General features: G+C 58.1%; 13 protein-coding genes and 1 riboswitch. Of the genes, 8 read left to right on the forward strand and 5 right to left on the reverse strand.

All coding sequences use genetic code 11. The features are described 5' to 3' along the window. Positions 1-321: 321 nt before the first annotated feature. Together AB5K84_RS37170 and metE are read right to left on the reverse strand one after the other, a co-directional pair. A complete protein-coding gene (locus AB5K84_RS37170; protein ID WP_026312600.1) occupies positions 322-528 on the reverse strand; it encodes a hypothetical protein in 207 nt (68 codons plus the stop codon). A gap of 2,029 nt (positions 529-2,557) precedes the next feature. Continuing rightward, complete coding sequence (gene metE, locus AB5K84_RS37175) at positions 2,558-4,903, reverse strand: 5-methyltetrahydropteroyltriglutamate--homocysteine S-methyltransferase (protein WP_011084864.1); 2,346 nt, start codon at positions 4,901-4,903, stop codon at positions 2,558-2,560. A gap of 101 nt (positions 4,904-5,004) precedes the next feature. Next, positions 5,005-5,206, reverse strand: a riboswitch (cobalamin riboswitch). Positions 5,207-5,557: 351 nt separating this feature from the next. On the opposite strand from metE, the gene AB5K84_RS37180 reads away from it, so the two are divergent. The 6 genes from AB5K84_RS37180 to AB5K84_RS37205 all read left to right on the forward strand — a co-directional run bounded on the left by AB5K84_RS37180 (position 5,558) and on the right by AB5K84_RS37205 (position 13,573). Next, a complete protein-coding gene (locus AB5K84_RS37180) occupies positions 5,558-5,848 on the forward strand; it encodes a hypothetical protein (RefSeq protein WP_131234261.1) in 291 nt (96 codons plus the stop codon). Between the two features lie 345 nt (positions 5,849-6,193). Continuing rightward, positions 6,194-6,919, forward strand: coding sequence for a hypothetical protein (locus tag AB5K84_RS37185; RefSeq protein ID WP_014497786.1), 726 nt, complete (start codon positions 6,194-6,196; stop codon positions 6,917-6,919). A gap of 1,134 nt (positions 6,920-8,053) precedes the next feature. Further along, positions 8,054-8,767: a thermonuclease family protein gene (locus tag AB5K84_RS37190; RefSeq protein WP_014497787.1), complete on the forward strand. Its 714-nt coding sequence runs from the start codon at positions 8,054-8,056 to the stop codon at positions 8,765-8,767. Positions 8,768-8,775: 8 nt separating this feature from the next. Then, on the forward strand, positions 8,776-9,519 hold the full coding sequence (locus AB5K84_RS37195; RefSeq protein ID WP_026312601.1) for a carbonic anhydrase: 744 nt from the start codon (positions 8,776-8,778) through the stop codon (positions 9,517-9,519). Positions 9,520-11,415: 1,896 nt separating this feature from the next. Further along, on the forward strand, positions 11,416-12,489 hold the full coding sequence (locus AB5K84_RS37200) for a flavin-dependent monooxygenase (protein ID WP_441232730.1): 1,074 nt from the start codon (positions 11,416-11,418) through the stop codon (positions 12,487-12,489). Positions 12,490-12,508: 19 nt separating this feature from the next. Continuing rightward, a complete protein-coding gene (locus AB5K84_RS37205) occupies positions 12,509-13,573 on the forward strand; it encodes an IS630-like element ISRj1 family transposase (protein WP_011084514.1) in 1,065 nt (354 codons plus the stop codon). Positions 13,574-14,524: 951 nt separating this feature from the next. Here AB5K84_RS37205 and AB5K84_RS37210 read toward each other — a convergent pair. Continuing rightward, complete coding sequence (locus AB5K84_RS37210) at positions 14,525-15,172, reverse strand: FkbM family methyltransferase (RefSeq protein ID WP_011084858.1); 648 nt, start codon at positions 15,170-15,172, stop codon at positions 14,525-14,527. Positions 15,173-16,121: 949 nt separating this feature from the next. Between AB5K84_RS37210 and AB5K84_RS37215 the strand changes: the two genes are divergently transcribed. Next, complete coding sequence (locus AB5K84_RS37215; RefSeq protein ID WP_011084856.1) at positions 16,122-16,436, forward strand: co-chaperone GroES; 315 nt, start codon at positions 16,122-16,124, stop codon at positions 16,434-16,436. A gap of 82 nt (positions 16,437-16,518) precedes the next feature. Next, positions 16,519-18,159: a chaperonin GroEL gene (groL, locus tag AB5K84_RS37220; protein WP_011084855.1), complete on the forward strand. Its 1,641-nt coding sequence runs from the start codon at positions 16,519-16,521 to the stop codon at positions 18,157-18,159. Positions 18,160-19,398: 1,239 nt separating this feature from the next. Here the strand turns inward: groL and AB5K84_RS37225 are convergent. Together AB5K84_RS37225 and AB5K84_RS37230 are read right to left on the reverse strand one after the other, a co-directional pair. Beyond that, the gene (locus AB5K84_RS37225; RefSeq protein ID WP_011084854.1) at positions 19,399-20,295 is read right to left on the reverse strand and encodes a YopT-type cysteine protease domain-containing protein; all 897 of its coding nucleotides are present in this window, start codon (positions 20,293-20,295) and stop codon (positions 19,399-19,401) included. Positions 20,296-20,905: 610 nt separating this feature from the next. Continuing rightward, positions 20,906-21,325 (reverse strand): DUF7694 domain-containing protein, encoded by a 420-nt coding sequence (locus tag AB5K84_RS37230; RefSeq protein ID WP_011084853.1) that lies wholly within the window; start codon positions 21,323-21,325, stop codon positions 20,906-20,908. Positions 21,326-21,640: the final 315 nt, after the last annotated feature.

Raw genomic sequence — 21,640 nt, forward strand, 5'->3', positions numbered from 1 at the left:
GTAAGGCTGATGCGGAGCACCGCTGCCAAGGTTCGAAGTGGACGCCGGTCACTGTAAAAGGGCAAAGTCTCATCCGATTGAAACGCGGAGCCGGACACAATGTCGTAGGCATGCTCGACGAACACGTCGTCGCGCCGGATGCCATAGCCGAAGAATACCATGACTGGCGAGGACGCCGGTGAATGTCACGGGCGTGAACTGAGAGCATTGGCCGGAGTTGAAGACCTTAAACTTCCTTGGAAACCCGGAAAGTGCGACGCCCTTGCAACTCAGGAGAGCTCGTCCTCGCGGAATGCTCGAAGATGATGTGGACGGATTGGCTCATGCAGGCGGTGTTCGAAGCTCCAGTACATCGGCGAAGATTGTCCAATCGCGGACCCGCCTTTGCCGGCAGAAATCGGTCTCCGCCTGCTGAGCAGCAGCACTCAGCGAGGCGGCATCGACCTTGAATGCTGCCTGGCACGCACGATGCTCGCCGCCGGCATCGTCGCAAACGATCTTCATAAACCGGACGCTAAATGAAGGCATGCCCCCTCTCTTTGTGTGGTTTGCTTATCCACTATTCTGCCATTCGCGCGGGGAGTATTTGATTTGCCTCAAGGAGCATCCCAAGAGGTCTGTCTGATCCTCCGAAGATAGGCCAAGAAAGTCCGCCGTGAACTTTACGAGTTGTCCGCGATAGTCTTGTGAACGACTGCCGCAAGTGCAGGCTTATCGCGGGCTGATTTCTGCCATGCGCCGGCGGCTATGCGCGCAAGCGATCGCTGGGCACCAAGAACCCCGAACTTGCATCGGCGGTCCACCTGAAGACGCGATTGCAGAAGCCGCTCATCACGCTTGTCCTAGCCCACGTTTCGATAAGCCCGGTCCAGGACTTCAGCGCCGGAGCTTAAGGTCTATCAGCGCCCGGCAAGGCGACCGAGTGAAAGGCGAAGCATCAATTGACCGTCGGCGTGCACGGAGCAATGGCGAAAAGTTGTCCTAGCCATGGGCGTGGGTTGCACCTCAATTCAACGCGTTGGTCTGTTGCAGAGAACGCGAGGCGCTGGCTGAAGCGCGAGTTCGGAACATGTCGACGAGCGTCTGCGGCTGGTAGCGGTCACGAGCCTCCGATCCCGGACGCGCACAACTTTTTGACAAGCATCAATGCTGCAGCGGCTGCCTCTGATAGAAGTGGTCTTCTAGTAAGGTCAGACGCACGGCGGACCGAAATGCTTGACGCCCATGATGCTTTCTTGCCCGGGTACCCGCTGCCGTTCCTAGGACTGCTACCAGACGCAGCCGCAGCCGCGCGGCGGCCAATGACCGGCCACATGATAAATTGCGCCGACTTGCGACGGCATCTACTTTATCGGCCTGCGGGACGGCCCTGCTATGGGCTCAGAGCGATGCCGCCCATCTAACGGTGTTAAGAAAATGCGCGCGTGAGGGAGGCCCCCCACACACAACCAACACGATGACGCCGGAGGATAAGGAGATGTGTCTCACCAACAAGGGACGTGATATGACAGACGGCCGGACCATTTACCCTGCTCCGGGCCGGATTACTGGAGTTGGAGTCCAGTCTAACTTGTGCAGCACAGCTACAAATATCAACGGCCGAGGCCTTGAGCTGATCCAAATCAATTCGACCAAAGCTCAGATGTCGTTTCGTGGCGCAGATCTAAATATTTCAGTTCGCGAGCGGATCATGTTTCGTCACAACAGCGCATGGCCGATAGCCCTCCGCCGCGGCTGACGCGATCGAGAACGCGGGCCATCCGAACGTTATCGGCTTGGGCCCGTCCGCGCAGAACCCAAGCGATGTGCGCGGTGTTAACAAGGTTATCTGAATTTGTCACCCCGCAGCTATGAACACCGCCCAGCATCTAATGATCTGACATGGGAGCAGCTTGGAAAGGCGCCGCCCTTCGATCAGGATCTGGAGATTGCCGTGATCGAGGGTAATTCAATTCACCGGGTGGTCTTTCCTTGCCGCCGGATCTTCGGCGGATGGATCAACGCGAATACCGGAGAGCAAATCGCTGTGCGGCCAACGCATTGGCGTATCTGGCCCGGATAGCCGTTATTCCAAATGGATTGGCGTGAGTTGGGGTACGGAGTGCCTTTGACGTCCTCTCTTCGGAAACTATCTAGCGTGGATTGATTGAGGGAGCCTGACGGCATCTCCGAGCGGACCGAATCCGCGCCGGTGCCTTGCGGTGTCCGTCAAGCATTAGTTTTCTCATTGCTGTCGCGGCCGTTGCCAACGTGCCCATGAGCGACAAATCACAGCCTAGACGGCCGCGTACCATGGCATGATTGAGCTGCGGCACTTCTGCTTGAATGGGTCGCAGATTTTCGGCGAATGTCGTCGCCTTGATCGAGCAGCCGGCAATTCTCCCGCGGCCGACGAAACTAGCGTAACGCGTCACCATCTTTTCTCCGAGACCGTACCTTCCCCGGTCCACGAAGTGGACCGGGCATTTTGTCAGCGGCAAGGATAGCCTCGATAATGTGGAAAGCGTAAATCACCATAACCCAATTAGCTTTGTCGAGAACAGACCGGAGCTCGGGATCAACGGATTTGCGGATCGGATGCAGCGCGCAGTTCGCGCGCGGCAGCGACCATGTTGGCGAGCGCAGGCCGAACCTCCTCCCATTTGCGCGTTTTTAGGCCGCAGTCCGGATTGACCCAGAGCTGAGAATCCTGCAAGCGCGTCCGAGCTAGCACGATCAGCTCCTTCATTTCGTCCGTCTCGGGAACGCGCGGAGAGTGAATGTCGTACACGCCCGGTCCGATTTGATTTGGATATTCGTACCTCCTGAACGCATCCAGCAGCTCCATTTTCGATCGCGACGTCTCGATTGAAATGACATCCGCATCCATTGCAGCGATCGCACCGATGATGTCGTTAAACTCTGAGTAGCACATATGTGTATGGATTTGCGTTTGATCGGTAACGCCCGATGAGCAGATGCGGAAGCAATCTCCGGCCCAATCGAGATATGCCTTCCAGTCCGACCGGCGCAATGGCAATCCTTCGCGAAGTGCAGCTTCGTCGATCTGTATCATCGCCGCACCGGCATTCTCGAGATCGCGGACTTCATCGCGCATCGCGAGCGCAAGCTGACGGCAGACCTCGCTTCTAGGAATATCATCGCGAACAAACGACCAGTTCAGGATCGTCACCGGTCCGGTCAACATCGCCTTCATCGGCTTACTAGTTAGTGATTGCGCGTAGCGCCACCATTCCACGGTGATCGGCTTCGGCCGCACTACATCGCCAAACAGGATCGGGGGCCTAACGCAGCGCGAACCATAGGACTGAACCCATCCATTCCTTGTAAATGCGAAGCCGGCGAGTTGCTCGCTGAAGTACTGCACCATGTCATTACGCTCGAATTCGCCATGAACGAGGACGTCAAGACCGATGTCCTCCTGCCAACGTACGGCGCGGGCTATCTCCTCTTTGAGGAACCTGTCGTATTGCTCCTCGCTCATCGCACCTCGCGCATGCGCCGCGCGAGCATTTCGCACCGCTGTGGTCTGCGGAAACGATCCTATCGTCGTGGTGGGAAAAGCCGGTAGTCCAAAGCGTTCCCTTTGGATCTCGGAACGACGGGCAAACGGGGTGGCGCGCTGGCGCATCGTCTGATCGATCGCCCTCATTCGGACAGCGACGTTGGCATTATGGATCTTCGGCGAGGTCCGGCGGGCAGTCGCAGCGCATTCCGACTCGGCAAGAGCTAGCCCAACATTCTGGTCGCCTGCGAGTACCCGCGCCAGGATCGCAAGCTCACGCATCTTCTGAACCGAGAAAGCAAGCCAGCTCTTGACGTCGGACGCGAGCCCGGTCTCGAGTTCAACATCGACCGGCACGTGAAGCAGCGAGCAGGATGGAGCGAGCTGTACACGGTGCCTGCCAAGCTTCGCAATCGAGGGCTTCAGCCGCTGACGGAGCGACGGCAAGTTCGACCGCCACACATTCCGGCCGTCGATGACACCGAGCGACATGACGAGATCACTTCGGCCGTCAGCAACGATCTGATCCAATAGTTCTGGCGCTCGAACCAAATCGACGTGCAGACCGGAAATTGGCAGGCTCAAGGCAGTATCCAGATTGTCGCCTAGGGCGCCGAAATAGCTCGCAAGCATGATCTTGATAGCGGGTCCCTCCTTTGCGAACCGGTTATAGGCGTGCAGCAACGAATTTCGCGCCGCCTCATCCAGATCAAGGACCAGGCAGGGCTCGTCAAACTGAACCCAACTTGCCCCTCGTTTGGCTAATTCATGCAGAAGGTCGATATAGACGGGTATCAGATCATCGAGGAGAGAGAGGGGCTGGAACGCACTATCGGTACTCTTGCCGAGCTTTAAAAATGTGACCGGCCCGATCAGGACAGGGCGGGTCTGAAAGCCAAGAGCCCTCGCTTCCTCATACTCTTCGACGGGTTTGCGAGAGCACAGTCTGAACGCCTGTCCCCGGTAAAACTCAGGAACCATGTAGTGGTAGTTGGTATCGAACCACTTGGTCATTTCCTGCGCGGGCACGCCAGATCCCCGCGGGCTCTGGGCGCAACTCGCATCCTGCTCGCCGCATTGCGATCCGCGGGCCATGGCGAAGTACGTTTGGAGCGAAACGGATTCTCCGTTCGCGGCGTAGATCTCCGGGATTGCGCCAACCATGACGCTTGTATCGAGCACCTGATCATACAGCGAGAAGTCGTTTGACGGAATGATCGTGACGCCGAGCGATTTTTGACGAGCCCAGTTCGCTGCGCGTAGGCCGAATGCGTCTTCGTGCAACTGCTGTTCACTAATCTTTCCAGCCCAGTAGCTTTCTAGAGCGAGCTTGAGCTCACGCCTTGGGCCGATGCGTGGCGTTCCGAGCGTAGCAACTGGAAGAGAGAGAGGAGACATAGCGTTAACCCCTGTTGGGGACAAAGGCCATGGCGGACGCAGGCAGGAGAAGTCGCGCGTGCGACGGCTGCTTGGCGCACCACCGAGACACCCCGCCCGTGGACCAATATATTGTCGGGGCCGGTCTCCTGGCTTGCTGGTCATCGCTGCTGTCCGGCCTTCCCGAAGCCGTGCAGGCTTCAGCGACATCGTCGGACAGCGGCTCGCCGCTCACAGTTGCGGGGGCAGAGCCGGCATTTGCACCGGCTTCCCTCTTAGCTCCGGATCAATGGGAACCGGAGAACCTCGACGACTTGGATTATCGGCAGGAGAACTCTTCCGTCAACCTCTCAGATTATGTGCAAGCTAATCTGCGACATCCGCTAGCCGAATGACCGTGCATCTCTGTGACTTCACCATCTAGAAACATTCTCTCATCAGAGATGTCATAATCAGACATATCCTTCTCAGATGCCGGATAAGCATCGGAGCTGCCTTGAGGCGGAGCCGCACGCTAAATTGATGAAAGGGACAGAAGCAGCCTGCCGGCGGGAGTACCGACGTTATATCAGAGCGCTTTCAATGCGGCTTTGCGATTTCCAGAGGTTCGCCCAGCACCTCAGCTAGCCAGCTCTTCGCTCAACTAAAGGATCTGCGGCGAATAGGCCAAGGCACGTGGCGAAATTTAGCAACTGGCGAGGGGTTGATTTGCGTGCCACCCAGACTTCAGAGCTGGGATCAAGCCGGCTTGGTGCTTGGCAATCACGCAGCTCGAACGCGGGCGGCACGATAGCGAACCACACAGCTCAATGGCGGCAAACCCACTTCCGTCCACAGGCATCCGGCATCGAGGCGTTCAACTCTTCTGCTAAATATCCGGTGCGGGACATGGATGCACAAGCTGCGGCGGATACGCCAAACAGAAACATCGAAAACATGCAAAGGTCGGAAAGTCGACAAGAGTGACACAAACTCCGTGAAATTTTCCGCCTATTGCCTGGCACGAAGAATGCAGACCCTCGGAATGCCCAGTCTCCTCCTCTGGGCAGGTCCAGCTCAGCCAATTGACGCAGTCGCTGCCGGGGAAGTTAGCTGCGCATGACATAGAGGGGAGCGCCTGCTCGCGCGGGACAGCTAGCGGGTGCATCCCCGTAAACTTCTTGCGATGGCATAGCAGGTTCGAGGTTGCCTGCTTCACAAGATATTTGGATGAAACGCGATAGGCCGAGGGTTATGAAGAGAATGCCTGGAAGACCCGCGCTATGGCTTAGCGTGGTCGGATTTTTAATCTGCCTCGCCTGGCCGGCTGCCATGAGCAATAATATTCGGGCCAGCGACAGTCCCCTTGTCGAACGACTGAAGTCAACTTGGCGAGCGCAAGATGGTGAGACGATAGAACAAATTATCTCCAATGTCTCGAAGGTGGCACAGTTCGTGCCTCAAATGTGGGGCGTTGTTGAACTTGGCCAAAACGACTTTATTTTCGTTTCGTGGACCAGACACCGGGACAACAAATCGGACGAACAGTACGTTATCGCCTGGAAGATCGCCCTCGACGGCACGCTTGAACTTGCGTCGACTTATGCGAAGCCGATGGAATTGGGCTGGCGCGCCCTGGCGCTCTCCCTAATCGCCAGTGAAGTCGCAGATGGCGAAAGGGACGCAAATCTTCGCTTTCTGCATGATCCGGCCAACTTCAACTTTGTGACTACCCCGCAAGGCCGGCTCGGCGATCTTCTGCGGCAGGGCCGCTGCACTATCATTGAACCAGTTGGAGTGGACTACTTACCGAAGCGGAATGATAAACCGGCCGAGAAGGGTGGCGTGTGGCGCGTTCTGCTCTTGGTGAATTGTAGTATCCAAGGACCACGTTATTTTACACACAACGGGGTCATCACTTTCGAGAAGAGAGAAGGACAGGATTGGGAGCCACAATCCTCCTTTGCCAAACGCATCGCGAAATTTCCCCCTGGCTCCTGGTTCCAACGCACCGAGCCAAAAGAAGAGGAAGACTTAGGAGAGCCAAGGCCTGAGTAAACCGCCGCAGAGCAACATCTTGCCGCAGTGGCGGAGCGCCTCGAACCTATTGCAAGACATACGCGCTCTACACTTGCTTTGTTTTAGCATCCGCAACGGTCCGGGTGCCTTTCTCGCAGCAGTCCGTCCCGTCGCAAGAAGGTCGGGCCGCGCGATTCCGTTTGTTCCGCCTAGTGTCAGCGGCGCGCACGAGCTTGCGAGATGTGGTTTTCCCGCCTTCACTCCACCCGGTGTGAGGACATCAGTTTGCGTAGCAACGTCGAAGGCACCAGGAAATGAGTGCTGAGACGAAGCCGGCGAGGAAGTTACCGGAAACCGTTCACCGGTAGCAACCCAGCATACCGCTGGGCGCTTGCGCATTTCGGAGCGTGCAGACCGGGAAGCTCAGAGCCGTACGCAAGAACGTCGAGGACCAGACTGGCTCGGCCCTAGCTTATCTGGCACCCATTCGTCTGCACGTCATAGATCCGGATTTCGAAGCATGGAAAACACTTCTATAACTGTGCTCCACCTGCCCTGGTCGACATCAACGATCATCCTGCCGGGCGGAAAAGGCATCGGATTTGCGCGGTTTGCTCGCGCAAGGAGCTAAGTTATGCGCGGGCGTCTACGCTGAACTCCATTGCGTCTTCTTCTAAATCGGTCAGAGCGAGCCAGACAAGATTTTTCACATCTTTTCGTGTGAAATGCGAAATTTCATCGCAGAACCGTCGGCAGCGGCAAGATTGCCGCTGGGAGCCGTGGCCGACCAGAACAAGGTTGCTCCTCAACGCCTGACTCCACCGCGAGCGCCGGCGCTTCATAGTCGGTCTCCTTTTTTGCAAAACACAACATTCCGGGGTTCGGGTTTGTTCAGCATCGCCCGTTCGGCCCGCCCGCGAGGATTTCCCCCTCAGGTGGAGGGTACAGCGCGGTCCTAGTGAGAGAGCCGATGCTCGAAGAATACCGCCGCCCGCCCCGAAGAAATCACTTGATCCTTACGCAGCGTCAGGCCGTAGGTTCGCGTTCCGGCGAAGCGCTCATAGAGCGCTCGGAAATGCCGGCGGAATAACGCACATAATGCTGTCAAGCAGTCGAATGTATCGGCACCGTATCGTGCGTGAAACGTGGATCAGGAGCGAAAGGTTATTGTCGGTGAACCGCGGAATTATGTTCGCATTGCTCGCTCTCGTCACATCTCCGGTCTGCGCCGCGACGCTCAGCGGTGCTCCGCGCATCCTCGACGGCAATACGATCGAGATCGAGAAAACCAACGTTCGGCTCTCAGGCATCGAAGCTCCTGAGACGGACCAGATTTGTCTCGACACCAACGGTCGCAAATGGGCCTGCGGCGTAGCTGCTCGCGACGAGCTTATCAAGCATTCAAATGGGCGAACCTGGGATTGTCACACCCAGAGAGTCGATGAGTACAGACGAGCCCTCGGTAACTGCTTCATCGAAGGCGAGAATGTGAATGTCTGGATGGTACGCTCGGGCTGGGCACTATCGGCTGCTGCATCTCACGCTGTCTATGAGTTGTCGGCAAGCACAGCCCATGCCGGACTGTGGTCGGGAGCGTTCATCGCTCCGTGGGACTGGCCTCGCCGCAATAAGGGCACGATGATCATCGGCGCGTGGTCGGTTCCGATCGACGCGCAGGAAGTACTGCTCGGATCAGTCCTGCTGTCGGAACCACCGTCCCCCGAGTGCCTGATAAAAGGCACTGTCGAGCGCAGCGGCGAGCGGATTTATCACCTGCCAGGGCAAGCCAGCTACGAACTAATCGATATGACGAAGAAGCGCAGCGAACGCTGGCTTTGTAGCGAAGCGGAAGCCGAAGCCACCGGGTGGCGTAAGGCCGTGCGATGAGGCGACACATGCATGCAGCCAATTCTCCAAATATGAACCATTTAACCAGCACTGCGCGTTCGCGCCGTTCGCTGTTGTTGTTTGCTGCTTCGACAGTTTTCCTACGATTCGGCAATAAAATTGCCGATGCAAGGGAAGCAAAAGGCACGCCCAAGCCAGATAACCTGCTGTCGCCAGATGCTGCCCTGAAGCGGCTGCTGATGGGAAACGATCGTTATGTCCAGGGTACATCGCGAGCCGACGATTTCAGGCGCGAGCGTTCGGCTTTGGTCGAAGGCCAAAATCCATATGCGGCGGTTTTGAGCTGCGCCGACTCTCGCGTGGCGCCCGAACTTGTGTTCGACAGCGGGCTCGGTGATCTGTTTGTCTGCCGCGTCGCCGGCAACTTCGCTAATGATGATACGCTCGCCAGTATGGAATATGCGGTCGCAGTACTGAACACGCCGCTAATCCTCGTACTAGGCCACGATCATTGCGGCGCGATAGACGCTACGATCAAGTCGCTCCATCAAGATAAGCCGCCGCCAGGGCACATTTCATCCCTGGTGACCGCACTTGCTCCCGCGGTGAACGCATCTCTAGGGCAAGCCGGCGATATATCCGCCCACGCAACCCGAAAAAATGTGATCGACAATGTGAACAAACTCAGATCGACGGGCCCGATTCTGACGGCTGCAGTTGAGCAGAACCGGCTGAAAGTCGTCGGAGGCCTGTATCGGATCGGCACCGGTAAGGTCGATATTGTCAGCTGACGCTAGCACATTCACACCCGAGGCGAATCATCTGCCGTGTGATACGGCCCTTCCGTTCCGCTGTTTGGTCCACCGTCTGCGACAAATGCCCCGGATACCATCCGCTCCATAATAATGATCACTTCGGGAAGTCCTTCGGTATGCGTGGCGTCTTGATTCTCCTCATGTTCTACCTACTCATGTTAGCAACACGCGGCGAGCATCAAGAAACGCACCTAACGCGTCCGACAGCGTTCATGCCTCCATATTGAGTTGCAAACCCAATAGCGTGGTTCCGGTAGCAGATAGCGATGAAGCGCATTGCCTGGCTGTGAACTCCAGAGCCGGCGACGATCCTGAGATCTTCTAGCTCCGATCGAGCACGCCATGAATGGTGTTGCTTTATCACCAAGCTCAGCCAGGGCTGCAGATCACATAGAACAACCAGCAGGACTGCCATCATTCGTTATGATAGTCTCGTTCGCCGCCAAGGACCCGGCCCGCAATGATAAGGCCGTTGAAAGCATGGTTGTTTTCACCACGATCTCGCATGCGCTGCCTGATATTGCACACAGTCGCGCGACCCGCCCGCTTTGGACAATTTACTATCCGTCCTCCATAACGAGTTCGACACGAGACGAAACTGGCAGCTCGCAAATTGCATAGCGTGTACGCGAAACCCATCAGGTTGTTAGTCGCTGCGGACACAGTAAGTTGTGCCAGATTTGTCCGCCCAGGCGAATACCAGAACAATGATTCAAATGTTGCGCACCGCGTCTGCCAGCCAGAAATCATCTAACAACCGATAGATTTGGCAAGCAAGCTCTTCAACCACGGCGTCGCTCAGTAGGAAACAGAAGACTAGCTTCAGAACGTGGATCCCTCATCAGTCGTAACGCTCGTGGCGCAGGCATGCTGCGCGAATTTGGCAAGCTCGGCCAAAATCTCAGCATTGGAAAACCGCCGAAGAGGGAGGCGCCGGCGGCTGCAAAAGAGGTCGACAGGTCAGAATTCTGCCCGAATTTCTTGCGTCCTGTAGGACAGAAGGTAGACGGCTCGTGTGCTGCAACGAGCCTCCTAAGCTCCCCGGGGCCTCTTCGAAGCGCGCCTTGTCTTTGCTTGCATGAGCCGGGTACTCTTGCAGTGCCTCGAACAGATTTGATCGCGTAATTCAGCGTCTTGAGCTCCGTGCGTTTGCTGAACACCAGCTGTCTGGAGGTCCGCTTCTAACCAGGCGCTCCCCGCAGTCGCACGAACAGCTATTGGGCTGTTGGTAGCATCGGGAGATCGGAGCGGGTCTTAATTTTGGCACTAACGTTGAATCTGGCCGGTCGGCGATCGAGGTCCGCTTCTGTCGGTTTGCTTGCGGCTTGTTGAGTCAATGACATTGGCGGAAAGTATACACGAAGACACGAGCATGTGTGGCACGGCGCGGCGGAATGATCTCGCGAGATTCGGACAAGGCCGGCAGACATGCTTAATGGCACGCCGATTGCTGAGACGATGGAAAACTAAGTCGCAGGCTTGAGCGCCCTCCCGAGCATAGCTCAGGAACTCCAAACTTGGCTCGACCCGGCTTGTCCGACGTATGAGCACACGTCCATGGAGAAGACATGACATCGCATGCCCCCCCGACCAGCCGCCGGAGATCCAGCCCGGCAACCACGGGCCGATGTCGCGCCGCCGTCTACCGGCTGTTTTGCCGGCCAGCCTCCATGCAACGGCAACAGCTACATCTCAGTCTGGCTTCCCGGCCCTTAAATTGGGAAGCTACCGTGCGCAATCTCATGCAAGCGATATCAACTGCGACAGCTCTGAGAATGTCCTCCAGCCGGTATCGTATCACCCAGCTTCGCCCCGTGCGCAGTCAATGGCTGACGCACGACCATGGTCGGCACAAGACGCGGAGGACGATCTATGAACGCTTCACCCGAAAAGCAATGTCCTGTATCCCACACCGCGGCTGCGACCTGGGATAATCTGTCGCCGCTACTTGTCGAGATCCGTGCGCGTCGCAACGAGTTTGGCCCCGCGCAGGAAATTCCAAAAGAGATCATCGACGGCTTCAGGCGCATCGGTATCTATCGGGCTATGGTCGCGAAGCGATTCGGCGGCGAGGAGCGAACACCAGCCGAATTTTGCCGCCAGATCGAGCGCATCTCCGAGGCCGACGGATCCGCCGGTTGGGTCGCCAGCTTCGGGGATGGAGCTCGCTACCTCGCTGCTCTTCCGGACGACACGCTTCGAAAAGTGTACGCCAATGGACCTGACGTCGTATTGGCGGGTGCGCTCTTCCCGCTCCAGCCCGCCAGGCGATGCGCCGGCGGATTTGTCGTGAACGGCGTGTGGCCATTCGCTAGCGGCTCGCCCGGGGCGGATTTGATAGGAGTTGGTATAAAACTGGAAGACGATCCGGCCGGAGACCTCCCGCGTGTAGCGGTGATTCCGGCAGAGAAGGTGACAATCCGGCCCAATTGGGACGTCATCGGACTACGAGGCACCGGAAGCCACGACGTTGTCGTCAGCGACGTCATTGTGCCAGAGCAATGGACCTTGATCCGCGGCGGTCCGGCAACACTTGATGGGCCGATCTATCGTTATCCGTCCGTCGCTTTCGCTGCGCAGGCGCATGCGGTCGTCGGCATCGGGATTGCGCGAGCCGCAATAGACGAGGTGATCGCCATGGCCGGAAGCCGCGCCTCGATCACTGGAGCGCCCGTGATGGCTGAGCGCGGCTATGTCCAACTTGAAATCGCCAAAGCCGAATCTATGCTACGTTCCGCTCGTTCCTTCTTTTACGAGGCCACGGAAGAGCTGTGGAAGCAAGCGCTCACGGGCGGGGTAAATCTGAGCACCACGATGCAAGTGCGGCTCGCCGCGACGAACGCCGCGCGGCAGGGCGCTGAGGTCTGCAGGATCTCGAGCGGTCTTGCTGGAACTGAGGCGCTCTATACCAGCAGCAACCTAGTACCCACTTTTCTTGGAACGTGAGTCGTGATTCAAGGTCGGGATGATACCCGAAGCAAGAGAAGTCCACCTTTCGAGGAAAGATCGCAAGGTGCTTGAGGCGTGCTGTCGCTCACCGGTGACGTTGCAGCGCGATTTGAAGCGGGCGCGGATAGTTCTGTTGGCGGCGGATGGGCGCAGCACCCGGTCGATCGCCAAGGAAGTTGGGGTCCAGCCGCGGATTGTCAGCCTTTGGCGGCATCGCTATGCCGACCATGGCCTTGAAGGGCTGCAAGACAAGCCGCGGCCTGGCAAGCAGCCGATCTATACGAAGACGACCGACAAGCGGATTCTGAAGCTGCTGGATAAGCCGCCACCGCAAGGGTTTGCGCGCTGGACCGGCCCCCTGCTGGCCGAGGCGCTGGGCGATGTCGATGTCCAATATGTCTGGCGGTTCCTGCGCAGCCACAAGATTGACCTGGTGGCTCGCAAGTCCTGGTGCGAGAGCAACGACCCGAACTTTACGGCCAAAGCCGCCGATGTTGTCGGCCTCTATGTCGCGCCGCCGGCGAAGGCCATTGTGCTGTGCGTGGACGAGAAGCCCTCGATCCAGGCTTTGGAGCGAGCGCAGGGTTATCTGAAGTTGCCCAATGGCCGCGCCTTAACCGGCCAAAGCCACGATTACAAGCGGCATGGCACCACAACATTGTTTGCGGCGCTCGAAGTCGCCACCGGAAAGATCATCGCGACCCATTCAAAACGCCGGCGCCGCGTCGAGTTTCTCGATTTCATGAACAGCGTCACCGCGACTTTTCCGAACCGCAAGCTTCACGTCATCCTCGACAACCTCAACACCCATAAAAAGAACGAGGACTGGCTCAAGGCCCACCCCAACGTGCAATTTCATTTCACGCCGACAAGTGCGTCATGGCTCAATCAGGTCGAAGTATGGTTTTCCATCTTGCAGGGGCAGTCGCTCAGCGGCACCTCCTTCACGAGCCTCAAGCAGCTTCAGGAACACATCGATGCCTACGTCAACGCATACAACGACAGAGCCGAGCCCTTCGTCTGGACCAAGAAAAAGGTCCGTCAACGCCGTTTCAAAGGCCGCCGTATCACTCAGCTCTGATTCCGGGTACTAGCACGCGCCATGTGCGACAGCTTCGTGGTTGCCCAGCACGCAGCTTTAAACGAGGGAACGCTTCAGAGTGCTGGCCTCGCCCTGCTCGGAACTGCAATACAGCCCGGCTTTCCATGAAGTAAAGGGATCAGGCGCGGGCAAACCACAGGCCACGCGAATGGATTGCCGAGCGGGATCGACCTGAATTTCTGCGCAACGGCAACCCACGAACTTTCCAAATCACCGAGCGACGGGGCTCGACTCTCACGGGCTGTGCCGCCTGGGCGCACCGTGCAGCACTGCACGGCGCAATATCCTGGCACTCAACCTTGCGCTTATCGATGCGGCACGCCGACACTGGCAAGGGCAGTACGACATTGATGTGAAGCGTACCGTGCACCTCCATCGGAATGATGGATCAATCTGGCTCTTGGCCGCGGCTGGCGGATCGGCATCGACGGCGCGGAAGAGACGCTGCGGCCGCATGAGATCGCGCATCGCCTAACCGGCCATCTTCCGGCTGAAGAGACCCATGTCAGCCCTCCAATACAGCCAGCCCTCTGCCGTTGGGATGGAGTGACATTAGCAAGCTAGACCGGTTTGGGGCGCGCCGATGAGGCCGCGCGATGGTTTGGCGTGATCGGCAGTAGATCCTGGCGACTGCCGGTAGAGCGGAACCGACGAAGCGACGTCATGAATGTGCGAACGCCTTGCTGCTACATCGGCTGTTCGATCGCCACGGCACCACGGCCTTAGCTCCTCAGGATCGGATGGACCCGCTGACTACCATGGCGCTGGCCGCTCCCTATGGACCGGCTGGCGTTCACGCCGGCTCGAAACCGCACACCAATCGGGCTAACGATAGCCGCCCGCCTTGACGATCACCGTTGTGCAGCTACGGCCATCACAGAGTACGCTGATCAGGCGCTGCATGAATGAGACGCTAGATCTGAGTAGCTGCTAGACACGCGTATTCCTGAGCAATACATCACCTTCCACTGCGCGCGGATAGTGAGCCGCCACTTCAAATGATGGCAATGAGCTAAGAATGGCTTGCAGGCTCAACTGCCCTTCGTAGAGCTCGCGATCACTATATTCGGTGTAGATGAAGCGCGTGTTGCTCAAGGTCCGCATGCCGCCGGCGATAACGTCGGCTTCGGCTCCCTGAACGTCCATCCAGATGAAATCGACTCCGTCCAATTTGGCTTCGCTGCACCAGTCGTCCAGCCGCCGTGTTTCAACCGAGACAGGCCGATCAAACCGGACCCAATCATACTCGGTAAGATGGTTCTTTGGGCGGCGTATTGAGCCGGACAGGTCCCAATCTTTCGCATCCCCATCTGCATTACTCGGATGGAAGTCGATCGTCCCGTTTCGGTCGCTGATGGCGATTTCTAGCAGCTTCACCTTATTGAGGGATGGACCAAGCTTCTTCTTGAAGCGCGCGATCGCTCGGGGGTCGGGCTCAAAGCAGTAAAGCTCGGGTTGCGGGCACAGCTCGAGGAACTTTTGCGTATCAGTCCCATCATTGCAGCCAATATCCAGGATGACGGGATTCGGCTTCTGCAGAAGTGAGACGATGTGCTGATGTACTTCTACGGATGACACAGATGCTCTTCCATGGTGCGCGGAGATCGGATGAATTTTGACTTGGAAGTCGATCACACGCCGGAAGCAGCTGCACAACGTATATCAAGGTATATTGCTCTTAAATCCGCCAATCCCTTCGATCCTCGACAGCTGTTTGGATGCCATCGACATCAAAAGGAGGGAGTCTATCGAGCACCTCGCGATGCAATTCTCGACCCTATCGCCGGAAAATGCGGCCTCAGTGAGTTAGATCGCCGTCCTGGCTTTTCGCCGGCCGAAAGAACGCTTTCGTTCAAGCGCCACCTGCCGGATATGATCTATGGCACGTGCCGAGTAGAGTGGCCCCTCGTGCATAGCAACAGCCCCTCATCTCGATGACAATTGCGCAAAAATGCGCGCTCTCGGCTCATGGCCGCCATCTCAGATAGTAGCTCCCGGCACTCTCTTCCGCGGAAACGCAGGCGAGGAACGCAACCGTGAAAGCACAGCGGTACGCGATGTCCGGCGCAATCAAGCTTTCGCGGCACGTGCAAATTTCTTCAAGTGCTGCCGGCACGATGACCAGGGTGAATTCAATAGGGTTTGAGCGCCGCCGATGGACACCGCTTGTGGACCGCACGCTTTGTCCGCCACAGCTGCTAGATGGTGCCGTCAGGCGATCACGTGCAATGCCGGCACCGCCGCCAACACGCGCAGTCTTTCGAACTGTCCAACGGCCCCCGGAGCAGCGTTGAAGTGTTCCCGGGATCAAAGCAGTATTCGAAGAAACGCAATGTCATTTTCACGACAGCGGGCGGGCTGGTGCACCTCTACGCGTTTGCTTCTGGACAACACACGCGCAGCCGCTGAATGCTTCAGCGGAACTGGAAGGGCAGATCGCTTAGCGCATTTCTGGCCTGACTCTTGCTACGGGCTGCTTGTCACATTGTGCTTAACTCCAACTTGTTCAGACGCTCAGGAGACCTCTATGAAATTCCGTCCGCTTCACGACCGCGTCGTGGTCAAGCGTATCGACGCAGAAGAGAAGACCGCCGGCGGCATCATCATCCCCGACACAGCCAAAGAAAAGCCATCGCAGGGCGAAGTCATTGCAGTTGGCCCGGGCGGCCACGATGATAGCGGCAAGCTAATTCCGATCGACATCGAAGTCGGTGATCGCGTGCTGTTTGGCAAGTGGTCCGGCACCGAGGTCAAGATCGATGGGCAAGACCTGTTGATTATGAAGGAGAGCGACGTGATGGGTGTTCTCACCGATGTCTTCTCCAAGAAGAAAGCCGCCTAATTCACAGCAAAGCTCACCCCTCCTGAGGAGAGCCCATCGGGCGCGCCAAAGGATGACTTAATAGGGACTGAAGGAATTTTCTATGTCAGCCAAAGAAGTGAAGTTCGGAGTAAACGCGCGGGACCGTATGCTGCGCGGTGTCGACATTCTCGCCAACGCCGTGCAGGTCACGCTCGGTCCGAAAGGCCGCAACGTCGTGCTCGACAAGTCGTTCGGCGCACCTCGAATTACCAAGGACGGCGTTGCCGTCGCCAAGGAGATCGAGCTCGACGACAAGTTCGAGAACATGGGTGCCCAGATGGTGCGTGAGGTCGCTTCGAAGGCTGCGGATGCTGCTGGCGACGGTACCACCACCGCGACCGTCCTGGCCGCTGCGATTGTGCGAGAAGGCGCCAAGTCGGTTGCCGCCGGCATGAACCCGATGGACCTCAAGCGCGGTATCGACCTTGCGGTCGAGGCTGTGGTTGCGGACCTTCAGAAGAACTCCAAGAAGGTCACCTCGAACGACGAGATCGCCCAGGTCGGCGCAATTTCGGCAAACGGCGACCAGGAGATCGGCAAGTTCCTCGCCGACGCGGTGAAGAAGGTCGGCAACGAGGGTGTCATCACGGTTGAAGAAGCCAAATCGCTCGAGACCGAGCTTGACGTCGTCGAGGGCATGCAGTTCGACCGCGGCTACATCTCGCCCTACTTCGTCACCAACGCCGACAAGATGCGCGTTGAGATGGACGACGCCTACATCCTCATCAACGAGAAGAAGCTCTCCTCGCTGAACGAGCTGCTGCCGCTGCTCGAGGCCGTGGTGCAGACCGGCAAGCCGCTGGTCATCGTCGCCGAGGACGTCGAAGGCGAAGCGCTTGCGACCCTGGTCGTGAACCGTCTGCGCGGTGGTCTGAAGGTCGCGGCCGTCAAGGCTCCGGGCTTCGGCGATCGCCGCAAGGCCATGCTGCAGGACATCGCGATCCTGACCGGCGGCCAGGCGATCTCGGAAGATCTCGGCATCAAGCTCGAGAACGTCACGCTCAACATGCTCGGCCGCGCCAAGAAGGTGATGATCGACAAGGAGAACACCACGATCGTCAACGGCGCCGGCAAGAAGGCCGACATCGAGGCGCGCGTGGCCCAGATCAAGGCGCAGATCGAGGAGACCACCTCGGACTACGACCGTGAGAAGCTCCAGGAGCGTCTCGCCAAGCTCGCTGGCGGCGTCGCGGTGATCCGCGTCGGCGGCGCGACCGAGGTCGAGGTGAAGGAGCGCAAGGATCGCGTTGATGACGCGATGCATGCGACCCGCGCGGCGGTCGAGGAAGGCATCGTCCCGGGCGGCGGCGTCGCCCTGCTCCGTGCTTCCGAGCAGCTCAAGGGTCTGCGCACCGAGAACGACGACCAGAAGACCGGCGTCGAGATTGTGCGTAAGGCGCTGTCCTGGCCGGCCCGCCAGATCGCGATCAACGCCGGCGAGGACGGTTCGATCGTGGTCGGCAAGGTCCTCGACAACGAGCAGTACTCTTTTGGTTTCGACGCCCAGACAGGCGAGTACAGCAACCTCGTTTCCAAGGGTATCATTGACCCGGCCAAGGTCGTGCGCATCGCGGTCCAGAACGCCTCTTCGGTGGCCGGGCTGCTGATCACGACGGAAGCGATGGTTGCCGAGCTGCCGAAGAAGGCTACGGCTGGTCCAGCAATGCCTGCGGCCCCCGGCATGGGCGGTATGGACTTCTGATCGGCCTCCTTAAATTCTCGATGGCATGCAAAACCCTGGCGATAATGTCAGGGTTTTTTGCAGCGAGCGGTCTGTAGCCTGCCAGTCGACGAAGAATACAGCCCATGGGCCTATCGGCCTATCCATGTGCGCGGCGGCAGGCCCCGGCTCAACTTGCTTGTGACCGTTCCTTGGCGGCGACAGGACCGCGTCCGGCACGACGCGCTGAGGGGATGGAATGTGTCTATGCTAACGATATTTTACGTTGGTCGTCCACTAGGCAGATGGCTGGGTGCTAGGCAGCAGGGCATGAACCCGCGCAGGCGCTTTCGCCGGATGCATGCCGTCGGGTTCGTCAGCTTTTGGACAGCTATTCGGTGTACAATGACTCTTGAAGTTAGCGGCGCGTGGTAGGGACAGCGCTCGCCCCGAGTATGCGTGGGGATTTCGGCGCCGAGTCACGCTCCTGCTAACTTCAACCAGTCGCGCATGCGCGGCAGAGACAGCGTCTGATCCATCCACCCGACCAGCGCCCCCGCTGCTTCCCGCGTAATCGGATCCACGCTACCGGGCGCCGGTCATCCGAATTAGCTAAATACCCCCCATGCGAGCGCTCCGCGCAGGAACTCCTCGTCCAAACTTCGCGATGTCACTCGCACTATTCGGCACTTTAATCCGTGAAAGAGTGCTCCAGCTCGGCGCACAATTCCATTGAGAAGCTTGGAACAACACAGCGCTGCAATATCACTGAGTCAGATCGCGGATGAGGTCCTCACCGAAGCCGTCAATCAAGTCCAGCGACGAGAGAAGGCGGATTGTCGCGGAGCTCGTGGCGAGCGATGACTGGCTTTGAGGCGCCGGTGCGACGGCAAGCCGATGCCCCCGGCAGCAGCTATTTGGTTGGTGAGCTCACTATAAAAGCGGCTGGCGGTGATTCCGAAGCAGATCGGCTCCAGCTAGTGCCGACTCTGTGGATGCTTGGTTGCCGACCGGCCCCCTGAGCGCGATTGGGCGTCGGGTAACGCAACCCTACGAGGAGGTTAGCCTAACGGGCCGCCGGTCCGGCCTGAGAGGAAGCGCAGGCGATTGCTCTGACACGCGATGGCGCGGGGCTCACAAACCTCAGTGACCGGCGAACCTATGTCGCTAAACATTCCCCTCTCTGCACTACTTCCAGAGAACTTCCATCGAGAGCATCGATTGAACATCCACAGAAACCGCGGCGGGTGAAACAAGGCGGGCGATGCGGCTGCCTCGTGTCTACCGATGAGGTTCCGCGCGCGGGAATAGGGCAAGGTCCGTTGCATTGGGATGCCCATACCTGATCCTTTGTGTGACGACCGCCGAAATATCACGTTTGTTCAGGGTGCTATAGCGCTCGGCAAGACTCTTAAACAACCCTCCGACCCGATCTGACGGAACAGTAAATTCGCCATAGTTAGGATCAGAGAGGATCGTCGTTCCATTCGACGTTGCCGTTGCAATCGTGTGGGTGCCGGCGCCAGGTTGGACGAATTTCAAGCTGACCAAATGGACGGATGGATCCTGCGCAAGCTCGTTTACGATCTTGTCGATGCACGAAGATGTACCAAACCTATATCGCGTCTCTTCAGCAGATGGTTCTAGGCCGGCGTCACGCAAGATTGTGCTTTTTGCCTGGAAATTGTGAGACCCTTCCGCCTTATCCTCTTTCAATTGAGTCTTAAGCTTTTCAGACTGTTCCTGCCGTCTTGCCGCCGAGCGGTGATTTTCCGTGCCCGGGAGCAGAACCCCCATTCGGGAGGAAGCGCTGCTTGGGAGATCAAGGAGCCACTCCGCGGCCAATCCAACACAGATTCCACTGACATTGGCTTGGGGCAATTCCGCCGTCCTGTAATCGAACAGAGGACGGACAGGGCTAGTGGCAACGGATAACTCGGAGCTGGAGGACAGAGAGGATGTGCTGAGGCCCGAGGTGTTTGAACTATCATCGATTGCATCTGAGGTATGCGGCTTGCTGAAGCAGAGCCCCATTCTATCGAACAATTCGCCGGGCGCCAGGCTCTCCAGCCGCGCGATTTCGGTGAGTGTTTGGGCACATTCGCTACCGTCTGCGGGCCAACTCGATTCCTCAGCTTGCTCAGTATGTGCGTATTCGCCATCGACTCGATTATACATGCTGGTTCACCGGCTTCTTCCGCGTGCGTCTCCTCAGAGGGCGCGCTGCTCACATCTTGCCTGCGACCGATATCGCGGCAAACTGACGAGGAGCTGGCCACCACACAAGCTTAGGGAAGCTATCGCCGTCATGGCAAATTGGCTGTGCGACAGTCCCAGCTTCCGGGCGCTGCTGCAGGTGTGAGGCGGTGGCCGACCAGCTAGTGACTCTTGCACAGTGAAAGAGGTCGCGCTCGTGTAATTTCAGCTTCAGTCAGGATGATGGCTGCGTTAGACGATGCCTTCACCAAACCAGGCTCGGTCGTGGGCTTGAGATCGATCTCACCCTCATCGTGCCGCGCCGCCCGGCGCCCAAAACTTCGCCTCCAAAGAGCGCGCAATTCGCGTCCCCAGTTCGCCCCGTGATCGGCTATCAGCGAGCGAGATGCTGTTGTTCGCTCTGAGGCTGCTCCTGTTTGACAGCGGCATTTCATCTCAGCCCGCCTTGCACGCCGCAACGGCCGAGCGAGCCTGACATACACCCGCTTGTGACATCTCATCGGGACGCCGAACCGGTGCTTGTGCACCCGCTCGGCCTCACCTTGTGCTCGGATATTGTAAACTCAGTCCGTCATGCTGTCGCGCTCATCCGCGCGAACAACGTTGCCGCATCTGAGGGACTCAATCCAACGACGCCTACGAAGCTCGGAGACGGCATCGGAATGTCTCGATAAATGGGTCTCCACAAATGAAGGCAATATCGGCTGTTATTCACATAACGCGAATGTGGCGGATGCAGTTGCATGACGCACTCTTCTTCATCCCAGAACATGTCTTTGACAAAGCACATCTCCTCCCAGTTTGGACAACGCCGCGGTGTCGAAACAGCGACATGCTCCCACCCAGGACGGACAAATGCACTTATCTTTAGTTCACACCCGCAAGGCCCCTGCACAAAGAAGAGACCGCAAGGGCCTGATCCCGGAGCAGTCGCGAACCGGCCATGCTGCACCCGGCCCGCCTCCAGCTTGTCTACCACCTGCGCTCGCACGCCCGCTCCTTTGCCTCTCGGATAGCCCTGAACTCTACGTAGAGGACGTTGTCGCGCAACAAGTCAACCTCCGCGATTCTCGGCCCAGCTTTCCTGAACCACTCTACAACGCACCATCCGCAAAAGCGGTAGATGTCTATCATCACTCACGCTCCTCTAGTTATGCCTCTGGTGCTCGAATTGCGCTCGGTGCCGCCGGTTGCCTGAGGACGGGCGGCGGCACGATCTGTACGTTGAGTTAGGCGACCCGCCGATCGAATCTTCCCGCTACTTATGTAAGTCCGCCATTGAGCCTCTCCGCGGCGAAGCAGTCTT

This window comes from Bradyrhizobium sp. 1200_D9_N1_1, from assembly GCF_052075915.1.
Lineage (GTDB): Bacteria > Pseudomonadota > Alphaproteobacteria > Rhizobiales > Xanthobacteraceae > Bradyrhizobium > Bradyrhizobium diazoefficiens.

Bases quoted from the DNA above. Each gene is read 5' to 3' on its own strand.
- AB5K84_RS37185 (WP_014497786.1), top strand. From the start codon at position 6,194: ATGAGCAATAATATTCGGGCCAGCGACAGTCCCCTTGTCGAACGACTG.
- AB5K84_RS37200 (WP_441232730.1), top strand. From the start codon at position 11,416: ATGAACGCTTCACCCGAAAAGCAATGTCCTGTATCCCACACCGCGGCT.
- metE (WP_011084864.1), bottom strand. From the start codon at position 4,903: ATGTCTCCTCTCTCTCTTCCAGTTGCTACGCTCGGAACGCCACGCATC.
- AB5K84_RS37215 (WP_011084856.1), top strand. From the start codon at position 16,122: ATGAAATTCCGTCCGCTTCACGACCGCGTCGTGGTCAAGCGTATCGAC.
- AB5K84_RS37205 (WP_011084514.1), top strand. From the start codon at position 12,509: ATGATACCCGAAGCAAGAGAAGTCCACCTTTCGAGGAAAGATCGCAAG.
- groL (WP_011084855.1), top strand. From the start codon at position 16,519: ATGTCAGCCAAAGAAGTGAAGTTCGGAGTAAACGCGCGGGACCGTATG.
- AB5K84_RS37225 (WP_011084854.1), bottom strand. From the start codon at position 20,295: ATGTATAATCGAGTCGATGGCGAATACGCACATACTGAGCAAGCTGAG.
- AB5K84_RS37170 (WP_026312600.1), bottom strand. From the start codon at position 528: ATGCCTTCATTTAGCGTCCGGTTTATGAAGATCGTTTGCGACGATGCC.
- AB5K84_RS37195 (WP_026312601.1), top strand. From the start codon at position 8,776: ATGCATGCAGCCAATTCTCCAAATATGAACCATTTAACCAGCACTGCG.